Annotated in this window: 14 protein-coding genes; 8 read left to right on the forward strand and 6 right to left on the reverse strand. The window is 56.3% G+C overall.

The window, feature by feature from the left end:
- Nucleotides 1–108 precede the first annotated feature (108 nt).
- From E3U32_RS14330 to E3U32_RS14345, 4 genes are all read left to right on the forward strand, one after another.
- A complete protein-coding gene (locus E3U32_RS14330) occupies nucleotides 109–1,008 on the forward strand; it encodes a glycyl-radical enzyme activating protein (protein ID WP_134349317.1) in 900 nt (299 codons plus the stop codon).
- 4 nt (nucleotides 1,009–1,012) lie between these two features.
- Nucleotides 1,013–3,445 carry a formate C-acetyltransferase/glycerol dehydratase family glycyl radical enzyme gene (locus E3U32_RS14335; protein ID WP_134349318.1) on the forward strand — a complete coding sequence of 811 codons (2,433 nt, stop codon included), beginning with the start codon at nucleotides 1,013–1,015 and terminating at the stop codon, nucleotides 3,443–3,445.
- A gap of 167 nt (nucleotides 3,446–3,612) precedes the next feature.
- The gene (locus E3U32_RS14340; protein ID WP_134349319.1) at nucleotides 3,613–4,428 is read left to right on the forward strand and encodes a Cof-type HAD-IIB family hydrolase; all 816 of its coding nucleotides are present in this window, start codon (nucleotides 3,613–3,615) and stop codon (nucleotides 4,426–4,428) included.
- Nucleotides 4,429–4,577: 149 nt separating this feature from the next.
- Entirely contained in the window at nucleotides 4,578–5,834 is a 1,257-nt protein-coding gene (locus E3U32_RS14345; protein ID WP_134349320.1) for a DUF1479 domain-containing protein, read from the forward strand.
- Here the strand turns inward: E3U32_RS14345 and E3U32_RS14350 are convergent.
- Nucleotides 5,831–6,973, reverse strand: a complete 1,143-nt coding sequence (locus tag E3U32_RS14350) for a LacI family DNA-binding transcriptional regulator (protein WP_208527915.1) — start codon at nucleotides 6,971–6,973, stop codon at nucleotides 5,831–5,833. The two genes, E3U32_RS14345 and E3U32_RS14350, sit on opposite strands and share 4 nt — an antisense overlap.
- A 219-nt stretch (nucleotides 6,974–7,192) precedes the next feature.
- Here E3U32_RS14350 and E3U32_RS14355 point away from each other — a divergent pair, with 219 nt between their 5' ends.
- Nucleotides 7,193–8,494 (forward strand): MFS transporter, encoded by a 1,302-nt coding sequence (locus E3U32_RS14355; protein WP_134349322.1) that lies wholly within the window; start codon nucleotides 7,193–7,195, stop codon nucleotides 8,492–8,494.
- Nucleotides 8,495–8,511: 17 nt separating this feature from the next.
- Nucleotides 8,512–10,875 carry a glycoside hydrolase family 31 protein gene (locus E3U32_RS14360; RefSeq protein WP_134349323.1) on the forward strand — a complete coding sequence of 788 codons (2,364 nt, stop codon included), beginning with the start codon at nucleotides 8,512–8,514 and terminating at the stop codon, nucleotides 10,873–10,875.
- Between the two features lie 85 nt (nucleotides 10,876–10,960).
- On the opposite strand, the gene E3U32_RS14365 is transcribed toward E3U32_RS14360, so the two are convergent.
- Complete coding sequence (locus E3U32_RS14365) at nucleotides 10,961–12,556, reverse strand: ABC-F family ATPase (RefSeq protein WP_134349324.1); 1,596 nt, start codon at nucleotides 12,554–12,556, stop codon at nucleotides 10,961–10,963.
- A 223-nt stretch (nucleotides 12,557–12,779) separates the two neighbouring features.
- Here E3U32_RS14365 and ldtB point away from each other — a divergent pair, with 223 nt between their 5' ends.
- On the forward strand, nucleotides 12,780–13,700 hold the full coding sequence (ldtB, locus tag E3U32_RS14370) for a L,D-transpeptidase (protein ID WP_134349325.1): 921 nt from the start codon (nucleotides 12,780–12,782) through the stop codon (nucleotides 13,698–13,700).
- Nucleotides 13,701–13,943: 243 nt separating this feature from the next.
- Nucleotides 13,944–14,753, forward strand: a complete 810-nt coding sequence (locus tag E3U32_RS14375; protein WP_134349326.1) for a glycosyltransferase — start codon at nucleotides 13,944–13,946, stop codon at nucleotides 14,751–14,753.
- Nucleotides 14,754–14,761: 8 nt separating this feature from the next.
- On the opposite strand, the gene E3U32_RS14380 is transcribed toward E3U32_RS14375, so the two are convergent.
- The 4 genes from E3U32_RS14380 to E3U32_RS14395 all read right to left on the reverse strand — a co-directional run bounded on the left by E3U32_RS14380 (nucleotide 14,762) and on the right by E3U32_RS14395 (nucleotide 19,432).
- Nucleotides 14,762–15,478, reverse strand: coding sequence for a GntR family transcriptional regulator (locus E3U32_RS14380; RefSeq protein WP_134349327.1), 717 nt, complete (start codon nucleotides 15,476–15,478; stop codon nucleotides 14,762–14,764).
- A 15-nt stretch (nucleotides 15,479–15,493) separates the two neighbouring features.
- Nucleotides 15,494–16,816, reverse strand: a complete 1,323-nt coding sequence (locus tag E3U32_RS14385; RefSeq protein ID WP_134349328.1) for a PTS sugar transporter subunit IIC — start codon at nucleotides 16,814–16,816, stop codon at nucleotides 15,494–15,496.
- A 51-nt stretch (nucleotides 16,817–16,867) separates the two neighbouring features.
- Nucleotides 16,868–18,244, reverse strand: coding sequence for a glycoside hydrolase family 1 protein (locus E3U32_RS14390; protein ID WP_134349329.1), 1,377 nt, complete (start codon nucleotides 18,242–18,244; stop codon nucleotides 16,868–16,870).
- 147 nt (nucleotides 18,245–18,391) lie between these two features.
- On the reverse strand, nucleotides 18,392–19,432 hold the full coding sequence (locus E3U32_RS14395) for an aldo/keto reductase (RefSeq protein WP_134349330.1): 1,041 nt from the start codon (nucleotides 19,430–19,432) through the stop codon (nucleotides 18,392–18,394).
- Nucleotides 19,433–19,445: the final 13 nt, after the last annotated feature.

The following is a 19,445-nucleotide window of genomic DNA, read 5'->3' on the forward strand; positions in this document are numbered from 1 at the left end:
CCTGCACTTACCCTATCACGACAAAACCTGCTCAAGAGTTGACCTGCATCAAGATAACTTTCATTAGAAAGTAATTTAATCTTCATATGCAAGATGAGAGGCGAAATCATGATCTTCAATATTCAGCGTTACTCTACCCACGATGGCCCCGGTATTCGTACCGTGGTGTTCCTGAAAGGCTGCTCGCTGGGCTGTCGCTGGTGCCAGAACCCGGAAAGCCGCTCCCGCAGCCGGGACGTGCTGTTTGATGCGCGTCTGTGCCTGGACGGCTGCGACTTGTGCCAGCAGGCGGCACCGGGCTGTATCGAACGCGCGCTGAACGGGCTGGTCATTCACCGTGAGAAGCTTGATGACGCCACGCTCAACGCCCTCACCGACTGCTGCCCGACGCAGGCGCTCACCGTCTGCGGTGAAGCGCAGCAGGTGGAAGACATTATGGCAACCGTGCTGCGCGACAAGCCCTTTTACGATCGCAGCGGCGGCGGGATCACCCTCTCGGGTGGCGAGCCCTTTATGAACCCGGAGCTTGCACATGCCCTGTTTAAAGCCAGTCATGAGCAAGGTATCCATACCGCGGTTGAAACCTGTCTTCACGTCCCGTGGCGCTATATCGAGCCCTCTTTACCGTACGTCGACCTGTTCCTCGCCGACCTGAAGCACGTGGACGGTGAGGTGTTCAAGCAGTGGACGGACGGTTCGGCTAAGCGGATCCTGGACAACCTGAAACGCCTTGCCGCGGTCGGGAAAAAAATCACCATCCGCGTGCCGCTGATCCAGGGCTTTAACGCCGATGAAGCGTCCGTAACCGCCATTACCAATTTCGCTGCCGACGAACTCGGCGTCGACGATATTCATTTTCTGCCATACCACACGCTGGGCATGAACAAGTACACCCTGCTCGGCCAACCCTACTCTGCCCCTGACAAACCGCTGGATAACCCTGCCCTGCTGGACTTCGCGCAGCAGTACGCCTGCCAGAAAGGGTTAACTGCGACCTTACGAGGATAAACTTATGACAACCCTGAATCTCAACACCCTCAGCGAGCGCATTAAAGCGCACAAAACGGCCCTCGTACATATCGTCAAGCCGCCGGTCTGTACCGAGCGCGCGCAGCATTACACCGAAATGTATCAGCAGCACATGGACAAACCGATCCCGGTGCGTCGTGCCCTGGCGCTGGCGCACCACCTGGCTGAGCGTACCATCTGGATCAAACACGATGAGCTCATCATCGGTAACCAGGCAAGCGAAGTGCGCGCCGCGCCAATCTTCCCGGAATACACCGTCTCCTGGATTGAGAAAGAGATCGACGATCTGGCCGACCGTCCGGGCGCGGGTTTTGCGGTGAGCGAAGAGAATAAGCGCGTTCTGCATGCGATTTGCCCGTGGTGGCGCGGCCAGACGGTACAGGATCGCTGCTACGGCATGTTCACCGACGAGCAGAAAGGCCTGCTGGAAACCGGCATTATCAAAGCCGAAGGCAATATGACCTCCGGCGATGCGCACCTGGCAGTTAACTTCCCGCTGGTGCTGGAGAAAGGTCTCGACGGCCTGCGCGCCAAGGTGGCCGAACGCCGCTCGCGCATCAACCTGACGGTGCTGGAAGACCTGCACGGCGACCAGTTCCTGAAAGCAATTGATATCGTGCTGGACGCGGTGAGCCTGCACATCAAACGCTTTGCCGACCTGGCGCGTGAAATGGCCTCCACCGAAACCCGCGAAAGCCGTCGCGACGAACTGCTGGCCATGGCGGAAAACTGCGACGTGATTGCCCATGAGCCGCCAAAAACCTTCTGGCAGGCGTTGCAGCTGTGCTACTTCATCCAGCTGATCCTGCAGATTGAGTCCAACGGCCACTCTGTGTCGTTTGCCCGGATGGACCAGTATCTCTATCCGTTCTACCGCCGCGACGTGGAGCTGAACCAGAGCCTCGACCGCGAGCACGCCATCGAGCTGCTGCACAGCTGCTGGCTGAAGCTGCTGGAAGTAAACAAGATCCGCTCCGGCTCGCACTCAAAAGCCTCTGCCGGTAGCCCGCTGTACCAGAACGTGACCATCGGCGGCCAGAAGCTGGTGAACGGTGAGGCGATGGACGCGGTGAACCCGCTTTCCTATGCCATTCTGGAATCCTGCGGCCGCCTGCGCTCCACCCAGCCGAACCTGAGCGTGCGTTACCATGCGGGCATGAGCAACGACTTCCTCGACGCCTGCGTGCAGGTGATCCGCTGCGGCTTTGGGATGCCGGCGTTTAACAATGATGAAATCGTGATCCCGGAATTCATCAAGCTTGGCATCGAGAAAGAAGACGCCTATGACTATGCCGCCATCGGCTGCATTGAAACCGCCGTCGGCGGCAAGTGGGGCTATCGCTGCACCGGCATGAGTTTTATCAACTTCGCCCGCGTGATGCTGGCCGCGCTGGAAGGCGGCCGCGACGCCACCAGCGGCAAGGTGTTCCTGCCGCAGGAGAAAGCGCTCTCTGCCGGTAACTTCGATAACTTTGAAGAGGTGATGGCTGCCTGGGATACCCAGATCCGTTACTACACCCGTAAATCCATCGAGATCGAGTACGTGGTGGATACCATGCTGGAAGAGAACGTCCACGATATTCTCTGCTCGGCGCTGGTGGACGACTGCATCGAACGCGCGAAAAGCATCAAACAGGGCGGCGCGAAGTATGACTGGGTCTCCGGCCTGCAGGTGGGGATCGCCAACCTTGGCAACAGCCTGGCGGCGGTGAAAAAACTGGTGTTCGATCAGGGTGTAATCGGTCAGCAGCAGCTGGCGGCCGCGCTGGCGGATGACTTCGACGGCTTGACCCATGAGCAGCTGCGTCAGCGCCTGATTAACGGCGCGCCGAAGTACGGCAACGACGACGATAGCGTGGACATGCTGCTGACGCGTGCCTATCAGACCTACATTGAAGAGCTGAAGCAGTACCACAACCCGCGCTACGGCCGCGGCCCGATTGGCGGTAACTACTACGCCGGGACATCCTCAATCTCTGCAAACGTGCCATTTGGTGCGGCGACGATGGCTACCCCGGACGGACGCAAAGCGCACACCCCGCTGGCAGAAGGCGCAAGCCCGGCGTCCGGTACGGACCATCTCGGCCCGACGGCGGTGATCGGCTCCGTGGGTAAACTGCCTACCGAGGCGATTCTGGGCGGCGTGCTGCTTAACCAGAAGCTGAACCCGTCGACGCTGGAAAACGACAGCGATCGCCAGAAGCTGATGGTGCTGCTGCGCACCTTCTTCGAGGTGCATAAAGGCTGGCATATTCAGTACAACATTGTTTCTCGCGAAACCCTGCTCGAGGCGAAGAAACACCCGGACCAGTATCGTGACCTGGTCGTGCGCGTCGCGGGCTACTCGGCGTTCTTCACCGCCCTGTCGCCGGATGCGCAGGACGATATTATTGCGCGTACAGAGCATACGCTGTAAAAAAATGCCCGGTGGCGCTGCGCTTACCGGGCCTACTCCTCCCTCCGTAGGCCGGGTAAGGCGAAGCCGCCACCCGGCTTTCTGACTTTCATTCGAAATTAAATTTGTGCTCCCCGTCACCTTGTTATTAGAATGTTTCAAAACGCAGTGACCCAGGAGCGCAATGTATGACCGTAAAAGTTATCGTCACCGATATGGACGGAACTTTCCTTGATGATGCCAAGCAGTACGATCGGGACCGCTTTCAGGCACAGTTTGAGCAGCTTAAAGCCCGTAATATTGAATTCGTTGTCGCCAGCGGCAACCAGTATTATCAGCTCATCTCCTTCTTCCCGGAGCTGAAAGAGCAAATCTCCTTCGTGGCGGAAAACGGCGCGCTGGTGTTCGATCACGGCGAGCAAATTTTCCACGGCGAGCTGACCCGCCATGAATCGCAAATCGTCATTGGCGAACTGCTGAAAGACAAAGGGCTGAACTTTGTGGCCTGCGGACTGGAGAGCGCCTACGTCAGCGATAAAGCGCCGGACGCGTTCGTGGCGCTCATGTCCAAACACTATCACCGCTTAAAACGCATCAGCGATTATCACGACATCGACGACGTGCTGTTTAAGTTCTCCCTGAACCTGCCGGACAGCGATATCCCGAACCTGATCGACAAACTGCACGTGTCGCTCGACGGCATCATGAAGCCGGTCACCAGCGGCTTCGGCTTTGTCGATTTGATCATCCCTGGCCTGCACAAAGCCAACGGCATCAGCCGGTTGCTGAAGCGCTGGAATGTTTCCCCGCAGGCGTGCGTGGGTATTGGTGACAGCGGCAATGACGCAGAGATGCTGAAGCTGGTGAAATACTCGTTTGCGATGGGCAACGCGGCAGATAGCATCAAAGAGATCGCCCGCTACAGCACCGACGACAACAATCATCAGGGCGCGCTGAACGTCATTCAGGCCGTGCTCGACGCCCATTCCCCGTTCGACGCGTAATCCTTTCCTCGCCGGAGCCTCGCTCCGGCTCTTCTCTTCTTTTCCATCCTGTGGCGCACGTCAAGTTTTTAAACTTGCATTAACTTATTTTTAACTTAAAGTATCACTTGTAGATACTTTTACTTTCGAATGAAAGATGCGAGGCAGTTATGACCTTTACCAGTGAAACCTTGCCGGCGGATCACAAAGCGGCAATCCGTCAGTTAAAACGTGAGTTACGCGCGCAGATCGGCGACGTGCAGGCGGTGTTCAATAAGCTCAGCGATAAAATCGCCACCCGCGTGGCGGAGATCAATGCCCTTAAAAATAAAGGCGAATCCGTCTGGCCGGTGATTCCGTTTGCCGATGTGAAAAACGGCACCATTACCGACGCACAGCGCGAAGCGGTAAAACGCCGCGGCTGCGCGGTGATTAAAGGTCATTTCCCGCGCGAGCAGGCCCTGGCGTGGGATCAGTCGATGCTCGACTACCTCGATCTCAACAAGTTTGACGAGGTGTATAAAGGTCCGGGCGATAACTTCTTCGGTACCTTAACCGCCTCCCGCCCGGAGATTTACCCGATCTACTGGTCACAGGCGCAAATGCAGGCGCGCCAGAGTGAAGAGATGGCGCAGGTGCAGTCGTTCCTGAACCGTTTATGGACATTCGAGAGTAACGGTAAGCAGTGGTTCAATCCGGATGTGAGCGTGATTTATCCGGATCGTATCCGCCGCCGTCCGCCAGGAACCACCTCGAAAGGACTGGGTGCGCATACCGACTCCGGCGCGCTGGAGCGCTGGCTCCTGCCGGCCTACCAGCAGGTCTTTGCCCGCGTGTTTGACGGCAACGTCGAAAAATACGACCCGTGGAACGCCGCGCACCGCACTGAAGTGGAAGAGTACACCGTGGATAACACCACCAAATGCTCCGTGTTCCGCACCTTCCAGGGCTGGACGGCGCTGTCTGATATGATCCCAGGCCAGGGGCTGCTGCACGTGGTGCCCATCCCGGAGGCGATGGCCTACATTCTGCTGCGCCCCCTGCTGGATGACGTGCCGGAAGACGAGCTGTGCGGCGTGGCACCGGGGCGCGTGCTGCCGGTTTCCGAGAAGTGGCACCCGCTGCTCATCGAAGCATTAAGCAGCATTCCGGCGCTGGACGCGGGTGATTCGGTGTGGTGGCACTGCGATGTAATCCACTCCGTTGCACCGGTTGAGAACCAGCAGGGCTGGGGTAACGTGATGTACATTCCTGCCGCGCCGATGTGCGAGAAAAACCTCGCCTACGCGAAGAAGGTCAAGGAAGCGCTGGAAACCGGCGCATCGCCGGGGGATTTCCCACGCGAAGATTATGAAAAGAGCTGGCAGGACCGCTTTACCGTGGCCGACCTGAACATCCACGGCAAGCGCGCGCTGGGCATGGTCTAACTGTCATACAACCCTTCCCGCTCAACGGCGGTGCGTCGTTTCCCCTGACGTATCCGCCGGACCGATTCCCGCACGGCCAGCGTGCCGTTAAGCAGCAACGTTCCCACCGGCGCGTCCGGGCGCATCAGCCGGTGCTGAAGCATATGCACCGCTTCCGTTCCCAGCTCATCGCGCGGGACATGCACCGCCGTTAATGGCACATCCTGAATCGCTGCCAGGTTAAAACCGTCGATGCTCATCACCGAGATATCCTGCGGTACGCGCAGACCGTGATGTTGTAATGCGCTAATGGTGCCCGCCGCCATAAAGTCGCCGCCGACCAGAAACGCGGTCGGCAAATCTTTCCCCTGCATTTCACTGAGCCAGCTGCTGACCACATGTTCCGTTTCGCGTGCGCTGAAGCTCGGCACCACCAGCAGATCGCGTTTATCGTTGAACGTCAGGTTGTGGGATTGCCACGCATCGCGGATCCCCGACAGGCGCTGCTCCATGGTGTAGCGTCGCAGGCAAAGCACCGTAATGACCTCGCGGTGCCCCATCTCAAACAGGTATTCTGCCGCCCGCTCGCCAATGGCGCGATGATCCGGCGAGACGGCCGGCAGGCGCATATGGCGGTCACGGCAGTTAATCAGCATGCAGGGTTTGCCCACATCCACCGCCAGATCGTGGATATGGGGATCGTCGATACCGAGCAGAATCGCTGCCTGCGTATCCGGCTCGTTCATGCGTGCCAGAAAAAGCTGGGCGTCGCTGTCGTTCTCTTCCAGCGCGCAGTAGCGTAACCGCACTTCGTGGGACGCCAGCCCTTTACCCACGCTCTGGATCACGCGGTAGTAAAAGATGTCCGATCGCTCATCAAATGCCCGCTGCGGCGCAAAGACAACGAGGCTGTTAAGCAGCAATCGTCCTGCCGCCAAACCGTCCATCACCCCCAGCTCCCGCGCGCACGCCAGCACCTTTGCGCGCGCTTTTTCACTGGTGTTCGCTTTACCCGCCAGAACCCGCGACACGGTGCTGATGGAGAGCTGCGTTCGGGTGGCAATTTCAGTGATTTTTAGCCTTTTGTCCATTTTGTGATCTGGCTCCATTTGCGAAATGAAAATTTTTTCATAGCGTATCTGCCAGGCAATAACTGACATAAAAGCCATCATGCCAGAGGGATAAGGTCATTTATGAGAAATTTTGCACAAAATCCACTATTGCCCACTCATTTTCTCCCTTAAGGTGAACTTGTCACACAACTTCCATACTAGTTGTATAGCAACTTAAGCATTCTAAACGGATAGAAATCAAAGGCATAAAAATCTGTGTGACACCTGAACCTCCGTCCCCTTAGCGTCCGTCTTGTGGAGAGTAAAATGAGTCAGGACATCAATAATACCGTTGCGACAAGCAAGACCCGTCGCGTCATCAAGAACCTGCGCTGGTACGTGCTGGTGCTGTTCTTACTTGGCGTCACCGTTAACTACATCACCCGAAATTCACTCGGGATCCTCGCCCCCGAACTGAAAGAGAGCCTCGGGATCACCACCGAGCAGTACTCCTGGATCGTCGGCGCCTTCCAGATCGCCTACACCATTTTCCAGCCCCTGTGCGGCTGGCTGATTGACGTGATTGGTCTGAAGATTGGCTTTATGGTCTGCGCCGGGCTCTGGGCGCTGATGTGTATTTTCCACGCGGGTGCCGGAAGCTGGCTGCACCTCGCTATTCTGCGCTTCTTTATGGGCGCGTCTGAGGCCGCCGCCACACCGGCGAACGCCAAAACGATTGGCGAATGGTTCCCGAAATCAGAGCGTCCTGTTGCCGCCGGTTGGGCGGGCGTGGGCTTCTCCATCGGTGCGATGCTGGCCCCGCCTATTATCTACTTCGCGCACGCGTCGTTTGGCTGGCAGGGCGCGTTTATGTTCACCGGCGTTCTGGCCCTGCTGTGGGTGATCCTGTGGTGGGCGTTCTACCACAATCCGGAGCAACACCCGAACCTGGGTAAAGATGAGCTGGCGTTTATCAAGCAGGATAACGAACCGCCTGCGGTGAAACTGCCCTTCCTGACCGCGCTGAAAACCGTGTCGAAAAACAAACGTTTCTACGGTATCGCCATCCCGGCCTTTATGGCGGAACCGGCCTGGGCGGTGTTGAGCTTCTGGGTGCCGCTGTATCTCGCCAAAGAGCACGGTATGGATCTGAAGCAAATTGCGATGTTTGCCTGGCTGCCGTTCCTCGCCGCCGATCTTGGTAGCGTCGCGAGTGGCTACCTCACCCGTCTCTATACCCGCTGGTTCGGCTGCTCCCGCGTGAACTCGGTGGTGGCAAGCTCCGTGACCGGCGCGTTCCTGATGATCTCTCTGGGCATCGTGGCCATTACCCGCGACCCGTATATCACCATCGTGCTGATCTCCATCGGCGGTTTCGGGCACCAGATTATCTCCTGCATGCTGAGCGCCCTGGTCGTGGAGTCGTTCGATAAAGGCCAGATGGCGACGGTCAACGGCATGCGCGGCTCGGCGGCGTGGATCGCCAGCTTCCTGTTCTCTCTGTTAATCGGCGTGACCGCCGACAAAATCGGCTTTAACCCGCTCTTTATTGCCATGGGCTTCTTTGACCTGATTGGCGCTGTCTTCCTGGTAGCATTTATTGCTGAACGTCGCGCCAAGCGCGCCTGATAGTGGATGTATTGCATATGAAAACCCTGAAAAACTGGACCCTTGATACGCAGTCGGCGAACCATCTGGAACTGCTGGTCGATAACCAGCACCGCCTGTGCCTGTACGTGCTGGAAGAGAACCTGTTCCGCGTGCTGATCAAACGCAAAGGCGAGCTGGCGCTGGACCGCACCTGGAGCATCGCCCCGGAAAAAGACGTGCCGTGGGAAGGTCGCCATCGTGACGATTTAAGCGGTTTCACCTGCCCAGCATGGACGCTGGTGCAGCAGGACGGCACGTTAACCGTGGCAACCGAACAGCTGCGCGTCACCGTGCACCAGCCGCTGTGGCTGGAGTGGCACTACCGCAATGACGCGGGCGAGTGGCAGCCGCTGGTCAACGACCGTCCGACCAGCGCTTATCTGCTCAACGCCCACGGTGACGGCGTGGCGCACTACCTGAGCCGTCGCAAGGACGAGCGTTTTTACGGTCTGGGTGAAAAAGCGGGCGATCTGCAGCGCAACGGTAAACGCTACGAGATGCGTAACCTCGATGCGATGGGCTATAACGCCGCCAGCACCGATCCGCTGTACAAGCATATTCCGTTCACCCTCACCCGCCGCGACGACGTGAGCTACGGGCTGTTCTACGACAACCTGAGCAGCTGCTGGCTGGATCTGGGCAACGAGATAGACAATTACCACACCGCCTACCGCCGCTGGCAGGCGGAAGCGGGCGATATCGATTATTACATCTTTACCGGCAAACGCGTGCTGGACGTCACCAAAGCCTTCGTCCGCCTGACCGGAAAAACGCTGTTCGGGCCAAAATGGAGCCTGGGCTACAGCGGCTCGACTATGCATTACACCGACGCGCCGGACGCACAAAACCAGCTGATGAACTTCATCCGCCTGTGCGAAGAACACGCCATTCCGTGTGACTCGTTCCAGCTCTCTTCTGGCTATACCTCGATCAACGGCAAGCGCTACGTCTTTAACTGGAACCATGACAAAGTGCCGCAGCCGAAGGTGATGAGTCAGGCGTTCCACGACGCGGGGCTGCGACTTGCGGCAAACATCAAGCCGTGCCTGCTGCAGGATCATCCCCGCTATAACGAAGTGGCGGAGAGCGGCCTGTTCATTCGCGATTCAGAAACCGATGCACCAGAACGTTCCAGCTTCTGGGATGACGAAGGATCGCACCTTGACTTTACCAACCCGCAGACGGTGCAGTGGTGGCAGAACGGCGTCACCACGCAGCTGCTGGAGATGGGCATCGATTCCACCTGGAACGACAACAACGAATATGAAGTGTGGGACGGGGAAGCCCGCTGTCACGGCTTTGGCAAGGAGATCGCTATCAAGCATATTCGCCCGGTGATGCCGCTGCTGATGATGCGCGCCTCGCTGGAAGCGCAGCAGCGCTTTGCCCCGGAGAAGCGTCCGTATCTGATCTCCCGCTCCGGCTGCGCCGGGATGCAGCGCTACGTTCAGACCTGGAGCGGCGACAACCGCACCAACTGGCAGACCCTGCGCTATAACATCCGCATGGGGCTGGGGATGAGCTTATCCGGTTTGTTTAACGTCGGGCATGACGTCGGCGGGTTCTCCGGAGATAAGCCGGACGCCGAGCTGTTCGTGCGCTGGGTGCAAAACGGCGTGATGCATCCGCGCTTTACCATTCACTCATGGAATGATGATTGCACGGTGAACGAGCCGTGGATGTATCCGGGCGTAACCCCTGCTATTCGCGGTGCAATTGAGCTGCGCTACCGCCTGCTGCCGTATCTCTACACCCTGCTCTGGCAGGCGCACGCCGACGACGAACCGATGCTGCGCCCGACCTTCCTCGACCACGAGCACGATGCGCAGACATTCGAAGAGTGTGATGACTTCCTGCTGGGTCGTGACCTGCTGGTCGCAAGCGTGGTCGAGGCCGGACAGCGCGAGCGTCGCCTCTGGTTGCCGGATAACGAAACCGGCTGGTACGATTTTTACACCCACGAATGGTTCGCTGGCGGGCAATCGATCGTCCTCGACGCGCCGCTGGAAAAACTGCCTCTGCTGGTGCGCGCCGGTGCCGGTCTGCCGTTCAGCGAACGCATCACCCACGTATCCGCAGAAAAAGACGACACCCGTGAGCTGAAGCTGTTCCCGGTAAAAGGCGTCGGAACAACCTCTGGCATGCTGTTTGAAGATGACGGCGAAAGCTGGGGCTACCAGAACGGCAATGCGCTGTGGGTGGAATGGGAAATGGTGTGCGACGGGGCAACCATTAACCTGAAGGTGAACGCGCGCGGGGATTATCGTCCGGCGTGGAAAGCGCTGAAGGTGTCGTTACCGGCGGGGGAAAAACGCAAGCTGCTGGTGAATGGGGTTGAAGGGGAAGAGTGGATGCTCTGAACATTGCCGGGTGGCGGCTTCGCCTTACCCGGCCTACAAACTGACCCGTAGGCCCGGTAAGCGCTAGCGCCACCGGGCAAGGTTTTTAGCCTTCGATCCCTTTACTGCGCAGGTAATCTTCGTAGTTACCGGTGAAGTCCACCACGCGCTCTGGCGTAATTTCGATCACGCGGGTTGCCAGCGAGCTGACAAACTCACGGTCGTGAGAGACGAAGATCAGCGTGCCCTGGTACATCTCCAGCGCCATGTTCAGCGATTCGATAGATTCCATATCCAGGTGGTTGGTCGGTTCGTCCATCACCAGAATGTTGGGTTTTTCCATCATCAGCTTGCCGAACAGCATACGGCCTTTCTCACCACCGGAGAGCACTTTAGCAGGCTTTTTGATGTCGTCCTGGCTGAACAGCAGACGTCCGAGAATGCTGCGCACCGCCTGCTCGTCGTCGCCTTCCTGCTTCCACTGGCTCATCCAGTCGAACACCGTCAGGTCGTTTTCGAACTCATACTCGTGATCCTGCGCGTAGTAACCGATTTGCGCGTTTTCAGACCACTTCACGGTGCCGTGGTCCGGCTGCAGTTCGCCGACCAGGGTTTTCAGCATGGTGGATTTACCCACGCCGTTGGCACCCAGAATGGCAATCTTCTCTCCGACTTCCAACAGCAGGTTGAATTTTTTAAACAGCGGGCCGTTTTCAAAACCTTTTGCCAGGGCTTCCACTTCCAGCGCGTTACGGAACAGTTTTTTGTCCTGCTCGAAGCGGATGAACGGGTTCTGACGGCTGGAGGCTTTGACTTCGTCGAGCTTGATCTTGTCAATCTGACGGGCGCGCGAGGTCGCCTGACGTGATTTAGAGGCGTTGGCGCTGAAGCGGCTGACGAAGGATTGCAGGTCAGCAATCTGCGCTTTCTTCTTGGCGTTGTCGGCCAGCAGACGCTCGCGCGCCTGGGTGGCCGCCGTCATGTATTCGTCGTAGTTGCCCGGGTACACGCGCAGCTCGCCGTAGTCCAGATCCGCCATGTGCGTACAGACCATGTTCAGGAAGTGACGGTCGTGCGAGATGATGATCATGGTGCTGTCGCGGTCGTTCAGCGTCTGCTCCAGCCAGCGGATGGTGTCGATGTCCAGGTTGTTCGTCGGTTCATCGAGCAGCAGAATGTCCGGGTTAGAGAACAGCGCCTGAGCCAGCAGCACACGCAGCTTCCAGCCTGGCGCGACTTCGCTCATCGGGCCGTAATGCTGTTCAACAGGAATACCCACGCCCAGCAGCAGCTCACCCGCACGAGATTCAGCAGAGTAACCGTCCATCTCACCGTACAGCACTTCAAGATCGGCCACTTTGTAGCCATCTTCTTCGCTCATTTCAGCCAGGGCGTAAATACGATCGCGCTCCTGCTTCACTTCCCACAGCTCTCCGTGTCCCATGATCACCGTATCAAGCACGGTGAACTCTTCGAAGGCGAACTGATCCTGACGCAGCTTACCGATGCGCTCGTTAGGATCGAGCGATACGTTGCCAAGAGTCGGCTCTAAATCGCTGCCGAGGATCTTCATAAAGGTGGATTTACCGCTACCGTTGGCACCAATCAGGCCGTAACGGTTGCCGCCGCCAAATTTGACGGAAATGTTTTCGAACAGCGGCTTACTGCCAAACTGCATAGTGACGTTGCTGGTAACTAACACGGGGAGATTCCTGCGAAAAATGTGATAAACACGGCATTATGCCACAATTCCGAATTGAGATCCCGTGTTGCGGCTCTCCACTAAACTTTAACAAAATCGAAAAAAGTGTGATTTCGTACACATCTGAATTCCCTGTTAGCGGGAATGCACATATAATGCGCTCCCATCACAGATTCAGACTTATTCAACTAATCGCCAGAGTGGCTCAGATACCTCGCATAACATGAACATGAAATTAACAACGCTTTTTGCGGCGGCGTTAGCCGTAGTAGGTTTTTGTAAGACCGCGTCTGCGGTGACTTATCCGCTGCCAACAGACGGTAGCCGTCTGGTGGGTCAAAACCAGGTGGTAACAGTTCCTGAAGGTAACTCTCAGCCACTCGAGTATTTCGCTGCGCAGTACCAGCTGGGCCTGTCTAACATGCTGGAAGCGAACCCGGGTGTTGACCCGTATCTGCCGAAAGCGGGTACCGTGCTGAATATTCCTCAGCAGCTAATCCTGCCAGATACCGTTCACGAAGGTATCGTGATTAACAGCGCGGAAATGCGTCTGTATTACTATCCGAAAGGCACCAACACCGTTATCGTGCTGCCAATTGGTATCGGCCAGTTGGGTAAAGACACCCCAATGAACTGGACGACCAAAGTTGAGCGTAAGAAAGCGGGTCCTACCTGGACGCCGACTGCCAAAATGCACGCGGAATACATTGCCGCGGGTGAACCGCTGCCAGCCGTTGTTCCGGCAGGCCCGGATAACCCAATGGGTCTGTACGCGCTGTACATTGGCCGTCTGTATGCTATTCACGGCACCAACGCTAACTTCGGTATCGGCCTGCGCGTAAGCCACGGCTGCGTGCGTCTGCGTAACGACGACATCAAGTTCCTGTTCGAAAACGTGCCGGTCGGTACGCGTGTGCAGTTCATCAACGAACCGGTGAAGGCGACGTCTGAGCCAGACGGCAGCCGTTACATCGAAGTGCACAACCCGCTGTCCACCAGCGAAGACCAGATCAACAACAACGAAATCGTGCCGGTTACGCTGAACAGCGCGGTGCAGTCGGTGACCTCTCAGCCTGACGTAGAAACGGCGATTGTTGATCAGGCCGTTCAGAACCGCTCCGGTATGCCAGTGCGTTTGAACTGATCAATCAGAATCATTAAAGTATCTAATAAGACCCCGAATCATCGGGGTCTTATTACTCCGCAATATCCACCACGCTCCTCTTTTCTGAACAGCAATTATTGCCGTAAGTCCCATTCTTGCCATTTTCTGCTAAGTCAGCGGGGTTACATCTGATCCTCTAAGTGTTATGATGCGCCTACTTATAAAATCAGTTTTATCTGTATTTATAGGGTCTTTTTTATTTCCTGGAGCACATTTAGTTCGATGATCAGCATTAACTTAACAACAACAAAATCGCGCCTTTATCTCTGTTCGCAAACAGTGTGGTCACTGGCGAACCAGAGTAAGAAGGTCGATCAAATTGTTGTGTGGGTCTCCAGCACACCTTATCTCAGTGACGAAGGCATCACTGAAGAACCTGAATGGGCGCAGAAAATTCGCCAGACGGGTACAAACCTGGTTTTTAAATGGGTTAAAAACACCGGGCCTTATCGTAAATTATTTCCGGCGCTACAAGCAGCAACCGAAGACGATATTCTGATTTATGCCGACGATGACGCTATTTATAACGAAGTTTGGGCAGAAACCCTGCTGGATGATTTTTACCGCCACAATCAGGAATATGTCGTTGCTGCACGCGTGCGTGAAACAGTAAAGAAGAAGAAAGAACTCCTTGATACCTATCGTAATTTTCCGCTTATAACCGTGCCGAGAGTTGTTGAGCAAAACTATATCATCACTGGCCTTGGTGGCGTTGTGCTCAAGAAAAGTATGATCCCGGAATATTTCCATTTTAACGAAGATTTTATTAAGGTCTGTCCTCGCGCGGATGATATTTGGATCAGTAAACTGATTCAGCTAACCAAAACACCAGTCTATGTTTCTGCGCAAAGTATTCGTTTTGTTCATGAAATAATCCATGATTATGGATTATCACGCGACAATACCAGCAAAATAAAACGTTCCTGGCTTCAAAAAATCCGTTTTACTTTTAAGCCTGGTCAAATCCAGCATCTGTGTCAGAACGATCTTTACATAAAAGACACGGACAGCTATTTCGAGTCATGCGCCTGAAAGTCTGATTATCCGTTATTCACGATCACGATCCCGCCGTGGTCGTATCGATAGTGACAGTGGGCATACTCCAGCGGTGTGCCATCCTCAAGATAAATCACCTGCTCCACTTCCAGTACCGGATCGGTCTGCTCGCAGACAAGATGTTGTCTGTCCAGCTCGCTCGGTTTTAGCGCCCGCACCACCCGATACGACCCCATAATTTTCAGCCCCAGCGTCTCCTGAACGTATTGGAACACCGAACCTTCAAGATGGCTTTTCGTCAGGCCGGGCACCAGATTCATCGGCATTACAGTGGAATCCAGCGACATAGGTTCGCCGTTGAGCAAACGCAGACGGATAAAGTCATACACGGGCGCATCGGCGTTAATCATCAGCGACGCCTGTTCTTTCTCGTTCGAGAAGCGCAGTTCGAAATGCACCACCTGGCTGGTCACCTTACCCAGGTGTTCCCAGGTTTTGGTTGCGCCAAAGTAGTCGCTGCCGGAAAGATCCCACTGCGAGAGCTGGAGGAAATTTTTACGGATGAACGTTCCCTGCCCTTGACGGGTGTAGACCAGCCCTTCGACAATCAGCTGGCGCATGGCCTGCTGAATGGTCATCCGGCTGGAGTTGAACTCCGCTGCCAGCGCAAACTGGTCCGGCAGTGGTTCATTGGCGGCGTACTGCTGGCTGATGATGCGTTTCTTAATTTCCCGCGCTATGGTGATGTACTTCGCCGCCATCGTCCTTCCTTTCAGTTAGTTTTCTATCCCGCTGTTTTTTAATGCCACTCTCTCGGCAATCTTGAGGAAAGGCAGGTAGAAGAATACACCAAATACGATGATTGCCAACTGCACCACCACCGCCCGCCAGTCCCCCGCCGTCGCCAGCCAGGCGCTCAGGATCGGGGGCGTTGTCCACGGGATCATCACCACGCAGCGCGACATTAACCCCAGCGTGGTACAGAGCCAGGCGAAGTAAATACCAATGGCGGGCAGCAGCACGAACGGGATCATCAGCGGCAGGTTAAACACAATCGGCAGACCGAAGATCACCGGCTCGTTGATGTTGAACAAACCAGGCGCCAGCGACAGACGCGCCACCTGCTTCGCCGACTTTTGTCGGGAGAAGATAAAGATGGCGATCAGCAGCGAGATGGTGCTGCCCGTGCCGCCCACCATGCCAAACGTCGGCACGAAGATGTTGTTGATGATATGCGGGATAGGCTGGCCGTTGGCAAAGGCCAGCATGTTTTCATTGGTGTTAATCAGCAGGAACGGCTCCAGCACCACGCTGTTCACCACCGACTGATGAATCCCTAGCGTGAAAAGGAAATTACCGAAGCTGTAGATAAAAATCGTCCCCGGCAGGCTGGTGTTGATCAGCCGCAGGGGCTGCTGGATAAAGGTCGTAATGAGATGGATCAGATCCGTATGCAGCACGTTTGCCAGTATGGCCGCCAGCACCGCAAACAGGGAGAGCGTGAGAATGGTCGGGATCAGCGCGGTAAAGGATTTGCTCACCGCTGGCGGCACGTTTTCACCGAGCGAAATGTGCAGCCTCTTCAGCCGCGAAATGGCGATAAACACTTCCGTGGAGAGCAGGCCAATCAGCACGCCGGCAAAAATCCCGGTGGAGCCGATATTGGCGAACGTCAGCACCTGGGTGACGTTCACCGTGGTATCGCTGCCGACGGGCGTAATCTGCAAGCGCATCGGCATCATGATAATAAAGCTGCTGACGGCGATAACCACTGCCGAGACCGGATTGTCGAAATCTTTGTTGCGCGCCAGCGACCAGGCAATCATCGGCGCCAGCAGCAGCGCGGCGATGTTCAGCGTACCGTTGATAATCGCCTCACCCCACACCTTGAAGTGCGCCAGCGTGTCACCGTGAAAAATCCACGGAAACACCACGTTGTTCACCAGCACCGCCAGACCAGCGAGGATGAAAATGGGCATCACCGTGGCGAAGGCGTCGCGCAGGGAACGCAGGTGCACCTGGTTTGCCAGGCGCGCCGAGAACTCTACAAATTTGTCGACAAAGGACTGCATATGCGGTGTTATTTTTGTTTCAGACATAGCGGATAGTTCCCATCAATCAGTCACAAAAACGGCCCGGCAGCGTACGGCTTACATCTCGCGTCCGTTGGTATGGATAACCTGTTTTAACCACGCGTAGCTCTTCTTCGGCACGCGTTTCAGGTCTTTCAGGTCATGGTTTTCACGGTTGACATAGACCACGCCGTAGCGCTTACGCATATCGCCCTGGGAGCTGAGAATGTCGATCAAGCCCCAGCCGAGGTAGCCGATCACCTCAGCCCCGTCTTCGAACATCGCCGCTTTCATCGCCTCGATGTGCGCCCGGTGGTAGTCGATACGGTAGGTATCCTCTATCGGGTTTACGCCGTCCCAGGACTCAATCACCCCAATACCGTTTTCGATCGGGAATACCGGCAGGCGCCAGTCGTTGGCGTAGCGGGTAATGATGGTGCGAAAGCCCAGCGGATCGATCTGCCAGTTCCACTCGGTGGCTTGCAGGTACGGGTTGTTTTTTTCACCGTGCAGCAGGTAGTAGTTAACCGGGGTATCTTCCGGGATCGCATCGCTGTCCAGCGTTTTACTGGCGTAATAGCTGAAGGCCATATAGTCGTTTTTGGTGCGCGCAAACAGAGCTAAATCTTCGGCGCGATAGATATCGCCAAAGCCTTCCTGCTCCACCACCGCCATCACCGCCGGGCTGTAGCCCTGACCGGCAAAGACGCGCAGCAGGTTCTGGTTGAGGAACTCGTCGTACTGCTGGGCACAGAAGATATCGCGCGGTTTGCAGGTGGCCGGGTAAATCAGCTGGTGCGCCAGCATACCGCCCATCAGCTGGCCCGGTTTGGTCTGGTGCAGGTACTCGGTGAGCGCCATGTGCGCCACCATGGTGTGATGCTGTAACTCGTACAACTCGCGCAGGGTTTTCTCACCTTTCATGTAGCCGGAAATGCGGAATGCTTCCGGCATATGGAAGATGTTCTGCTCGTTAAAGGTCAGCCAGTACTTCACGCGGTCGCCAAAGCAGTCGATCATCTTTTTGCCGTAGCGGATAAAGGCGTCCATTACCCGGCGGTCATTGAAGCCGTTGTACTCCTGCGCCAGCGCCAGCGGCATATCGAAGTGGTAGAGGCAGATCATCGGCTCGATGCCGCGAGCGATCAGATCGTCGATAAAACGGTCATAAAACGCGATGCCTTCGTCGTTAAACTCGCCGTCACCCTGCGGGCAGACGCGGCTCCATGAGATCTGGAAGCGGTAGCAGTTCATGCCCAGATCCTGCATCAGGTCGAAATCTTCCCGGTAGCGGTGGTAGGAGTCTGTCGCGACTTTCCAGTCGGAGATGTTCTCCCCGGCTTCCCGAATGTCATACACCGACATCCCCTTCCCACCCTCATTCCAGGCACCTTCCGTCTGCATGCTGGACACCGAGTTGCCCCATAAAAAGTTGGCCGGCAGCTGATTGTTCATGTTCTCTCCCTATATGACTAGTCATTTAAAATTTCATGACTAGTCATATAAGCGAAGATGAAAGGTCGATCAAAGAGGAGGATCGTTTTTTGTGAGCAATGCGGAAAAAAAGCCCCGGTAAGCGATGCGCTACCGGGGCAAGGAAGGTTATTGTTGCGCGAGCTGATTGCGGCGATATTCCCCCTGCCGCTCCAGCATCCAGCCGGGATATTCGCGCGGCAGCGCGCTGACCGCATCAAGCTGTTTTAGCTCGTCTTCGCTTAAGCGGATCCCGGTCGCGGCGATATTGTCATCCAGCTGATCGACACGCTTGGCACCGATGATGACGCTGGTCACCGCTTTCTGGTGCAGCAGCCACGCCAGCGCGATTTGCGCCACGGAAACGCCTTTACGCTCGGCAATGATGCGCATCACATCCACGCAGTCGAAGGCACGTTCTTTATCCACCGGCGGGAAGTCAAACTCCAGACGACGACCACCGGCTTCACTCTGCCCGTCGCGGCCATATTTTCCGCTCAGCAGGCCACCCGCCAGCGGGCTCCAGACCATCAGCCCGACGCCTTCGTTCTGCATCATCGGCACCAGTTCGCGCTCCAGATCGCGTCCGGCGATGGTGTAATACGCCTGGAGTGATGCGAAACGCGCAAGGCCGAGACGTTCAGAAATACCGAGCGCTTTGGTGATTTGCCACGCCGCCCAGTTTGAAACGCCGATATAGCGCACGTGGCCGTGCTGCACCAGGTTATCAAGGGCGTATAGCATCTCTTCAATCGGCGTTGCGGGGTCGAAGCCGTGCAGCTGATAGAGATCGATATGATCGAGCTGCAGGCGGCGCAGGCTCTCCTTCACGCTGCTAATGATGTGATAGCGCGAGCTGCCGCGCGAATTCACCCCTGCCGTTCCCGTTTCGCCGAACACTTTGGTGGCAACCACCACATTCTCACGCGGGATTTTCAGGTTTTTCAGCGCCTGCCCGGTGATCTCTTCCGAGCGGCCTTCAGAGTAGACGTCGGCGGTATCGATGAAGTTGATGCCCGCGTCCAGCGCGCGGCCCACCAGCTGCTCGGCTTCATTTTGCTGGAGCTGGCCAATCTTGCCCCACATGCCGCCTTCACCACCGAACGTCATGGTGCCGAGGCAGAGTTCAGAAACAAACAGTCCGGTATTGCCCAGTTTTTGATAACGCATAAGTGATTCCTCG

Source organism: Lelliottia nimipressuralis, assembly GCF_004402045.1.
Classification (GTDB): Bacteria; Pseudomonadota; Gammaproteobacteria; order Enterobacterales; family Enterobacteriaceae; genus Enterobacter; species Enterobacter chinensis.

Coding starts and splice junctions, on each gene's coding strand:
- E3U32_RS14380 (WP_134349327.1), bottom strand. CDS start 15,478: ATGGCGGCGAAGTACATCACCATAGCGCGGGAAATTAAGAAACGCATC.
- E3U32_RS14390 (WP_134349329.1), bottom strand. CDS start 18,244: ATGAACAATCAGCTGCCGGCCAACTTTTTATGGGGCAACTCGGTGTCC.
- E3U32_RS14340 (WP_134349319.1), top strand. CDS start 3,613: ATGACCGTAAAAGTTATCGTCACCGATATGGACGGAACTTTCCTTGAT.
- E3U32_RS14385 (WP_134349328.1), bottom strand. CDS start 16,816: ATGTCTGAAACAAAAATAACACCGCATATGCAGTCCTTTGTCGACAAA.
- E3U32_RS14360 (WP_134349323.1), top strand. CDS start 8,512: ATGAAAACCCTGAAAAACTGGACCCTTGATACGCAGTCGGCGAACCAT.
- E3U32_RS14335 (WP_134349318.1), top strand. CDS start 1,013: ATGACAACCCTGAATCTCAACACCCTCAGCGAGCGCATTAAAGCGCAC.
- E3U32_RS14350 (WP_208527915.1), bottom strand. CDS start 6,973: ATGTCAGTTATTGCCTGGCAGATACGCTATGAAAAAATTTTCATTTCG.
- ldtB (WP_134349325.1), top strand. CDS start 12,780: ATGAACATGAAATTAACAACGCTTTTTGCGGCGGCGTTAGCCGTAGTA.
- E3U32_RS14355 (WP_134349322.1), top strand. CDS start 7,193: ATGAGTCAGGACATCAATAATACCGTTGCGACAAGCAAGACCCGTCGC.
- E3U32_RS14345 (WP_134349320.1), top strand. CDS start 4,578: ATGACCTTTACCAGTGAAACCTTGCCGGCGGATCACAAAGCGGCAATC.
- E3U32_RS14375 (WP_134349326.1), top strand. CDS start 13,944: ATGATCAGCATTAACTTAACAACAACAAAATCGCGCCTTTATCTCTGT.
- E3U32_RS14330 (WP_134349317.1), top strand. CDS start 109: ATGATCTTCAATATTCAGCGTTACTCTACCCACGATGGCCCCGGTATT.
- E3U32_RS14395 (WP_134349330.1), bottom strand. CDS start 19,432: ATGCGTTATCAAAAACTGGGCAATACCGGACTGTTTGTTTCTGAACTC.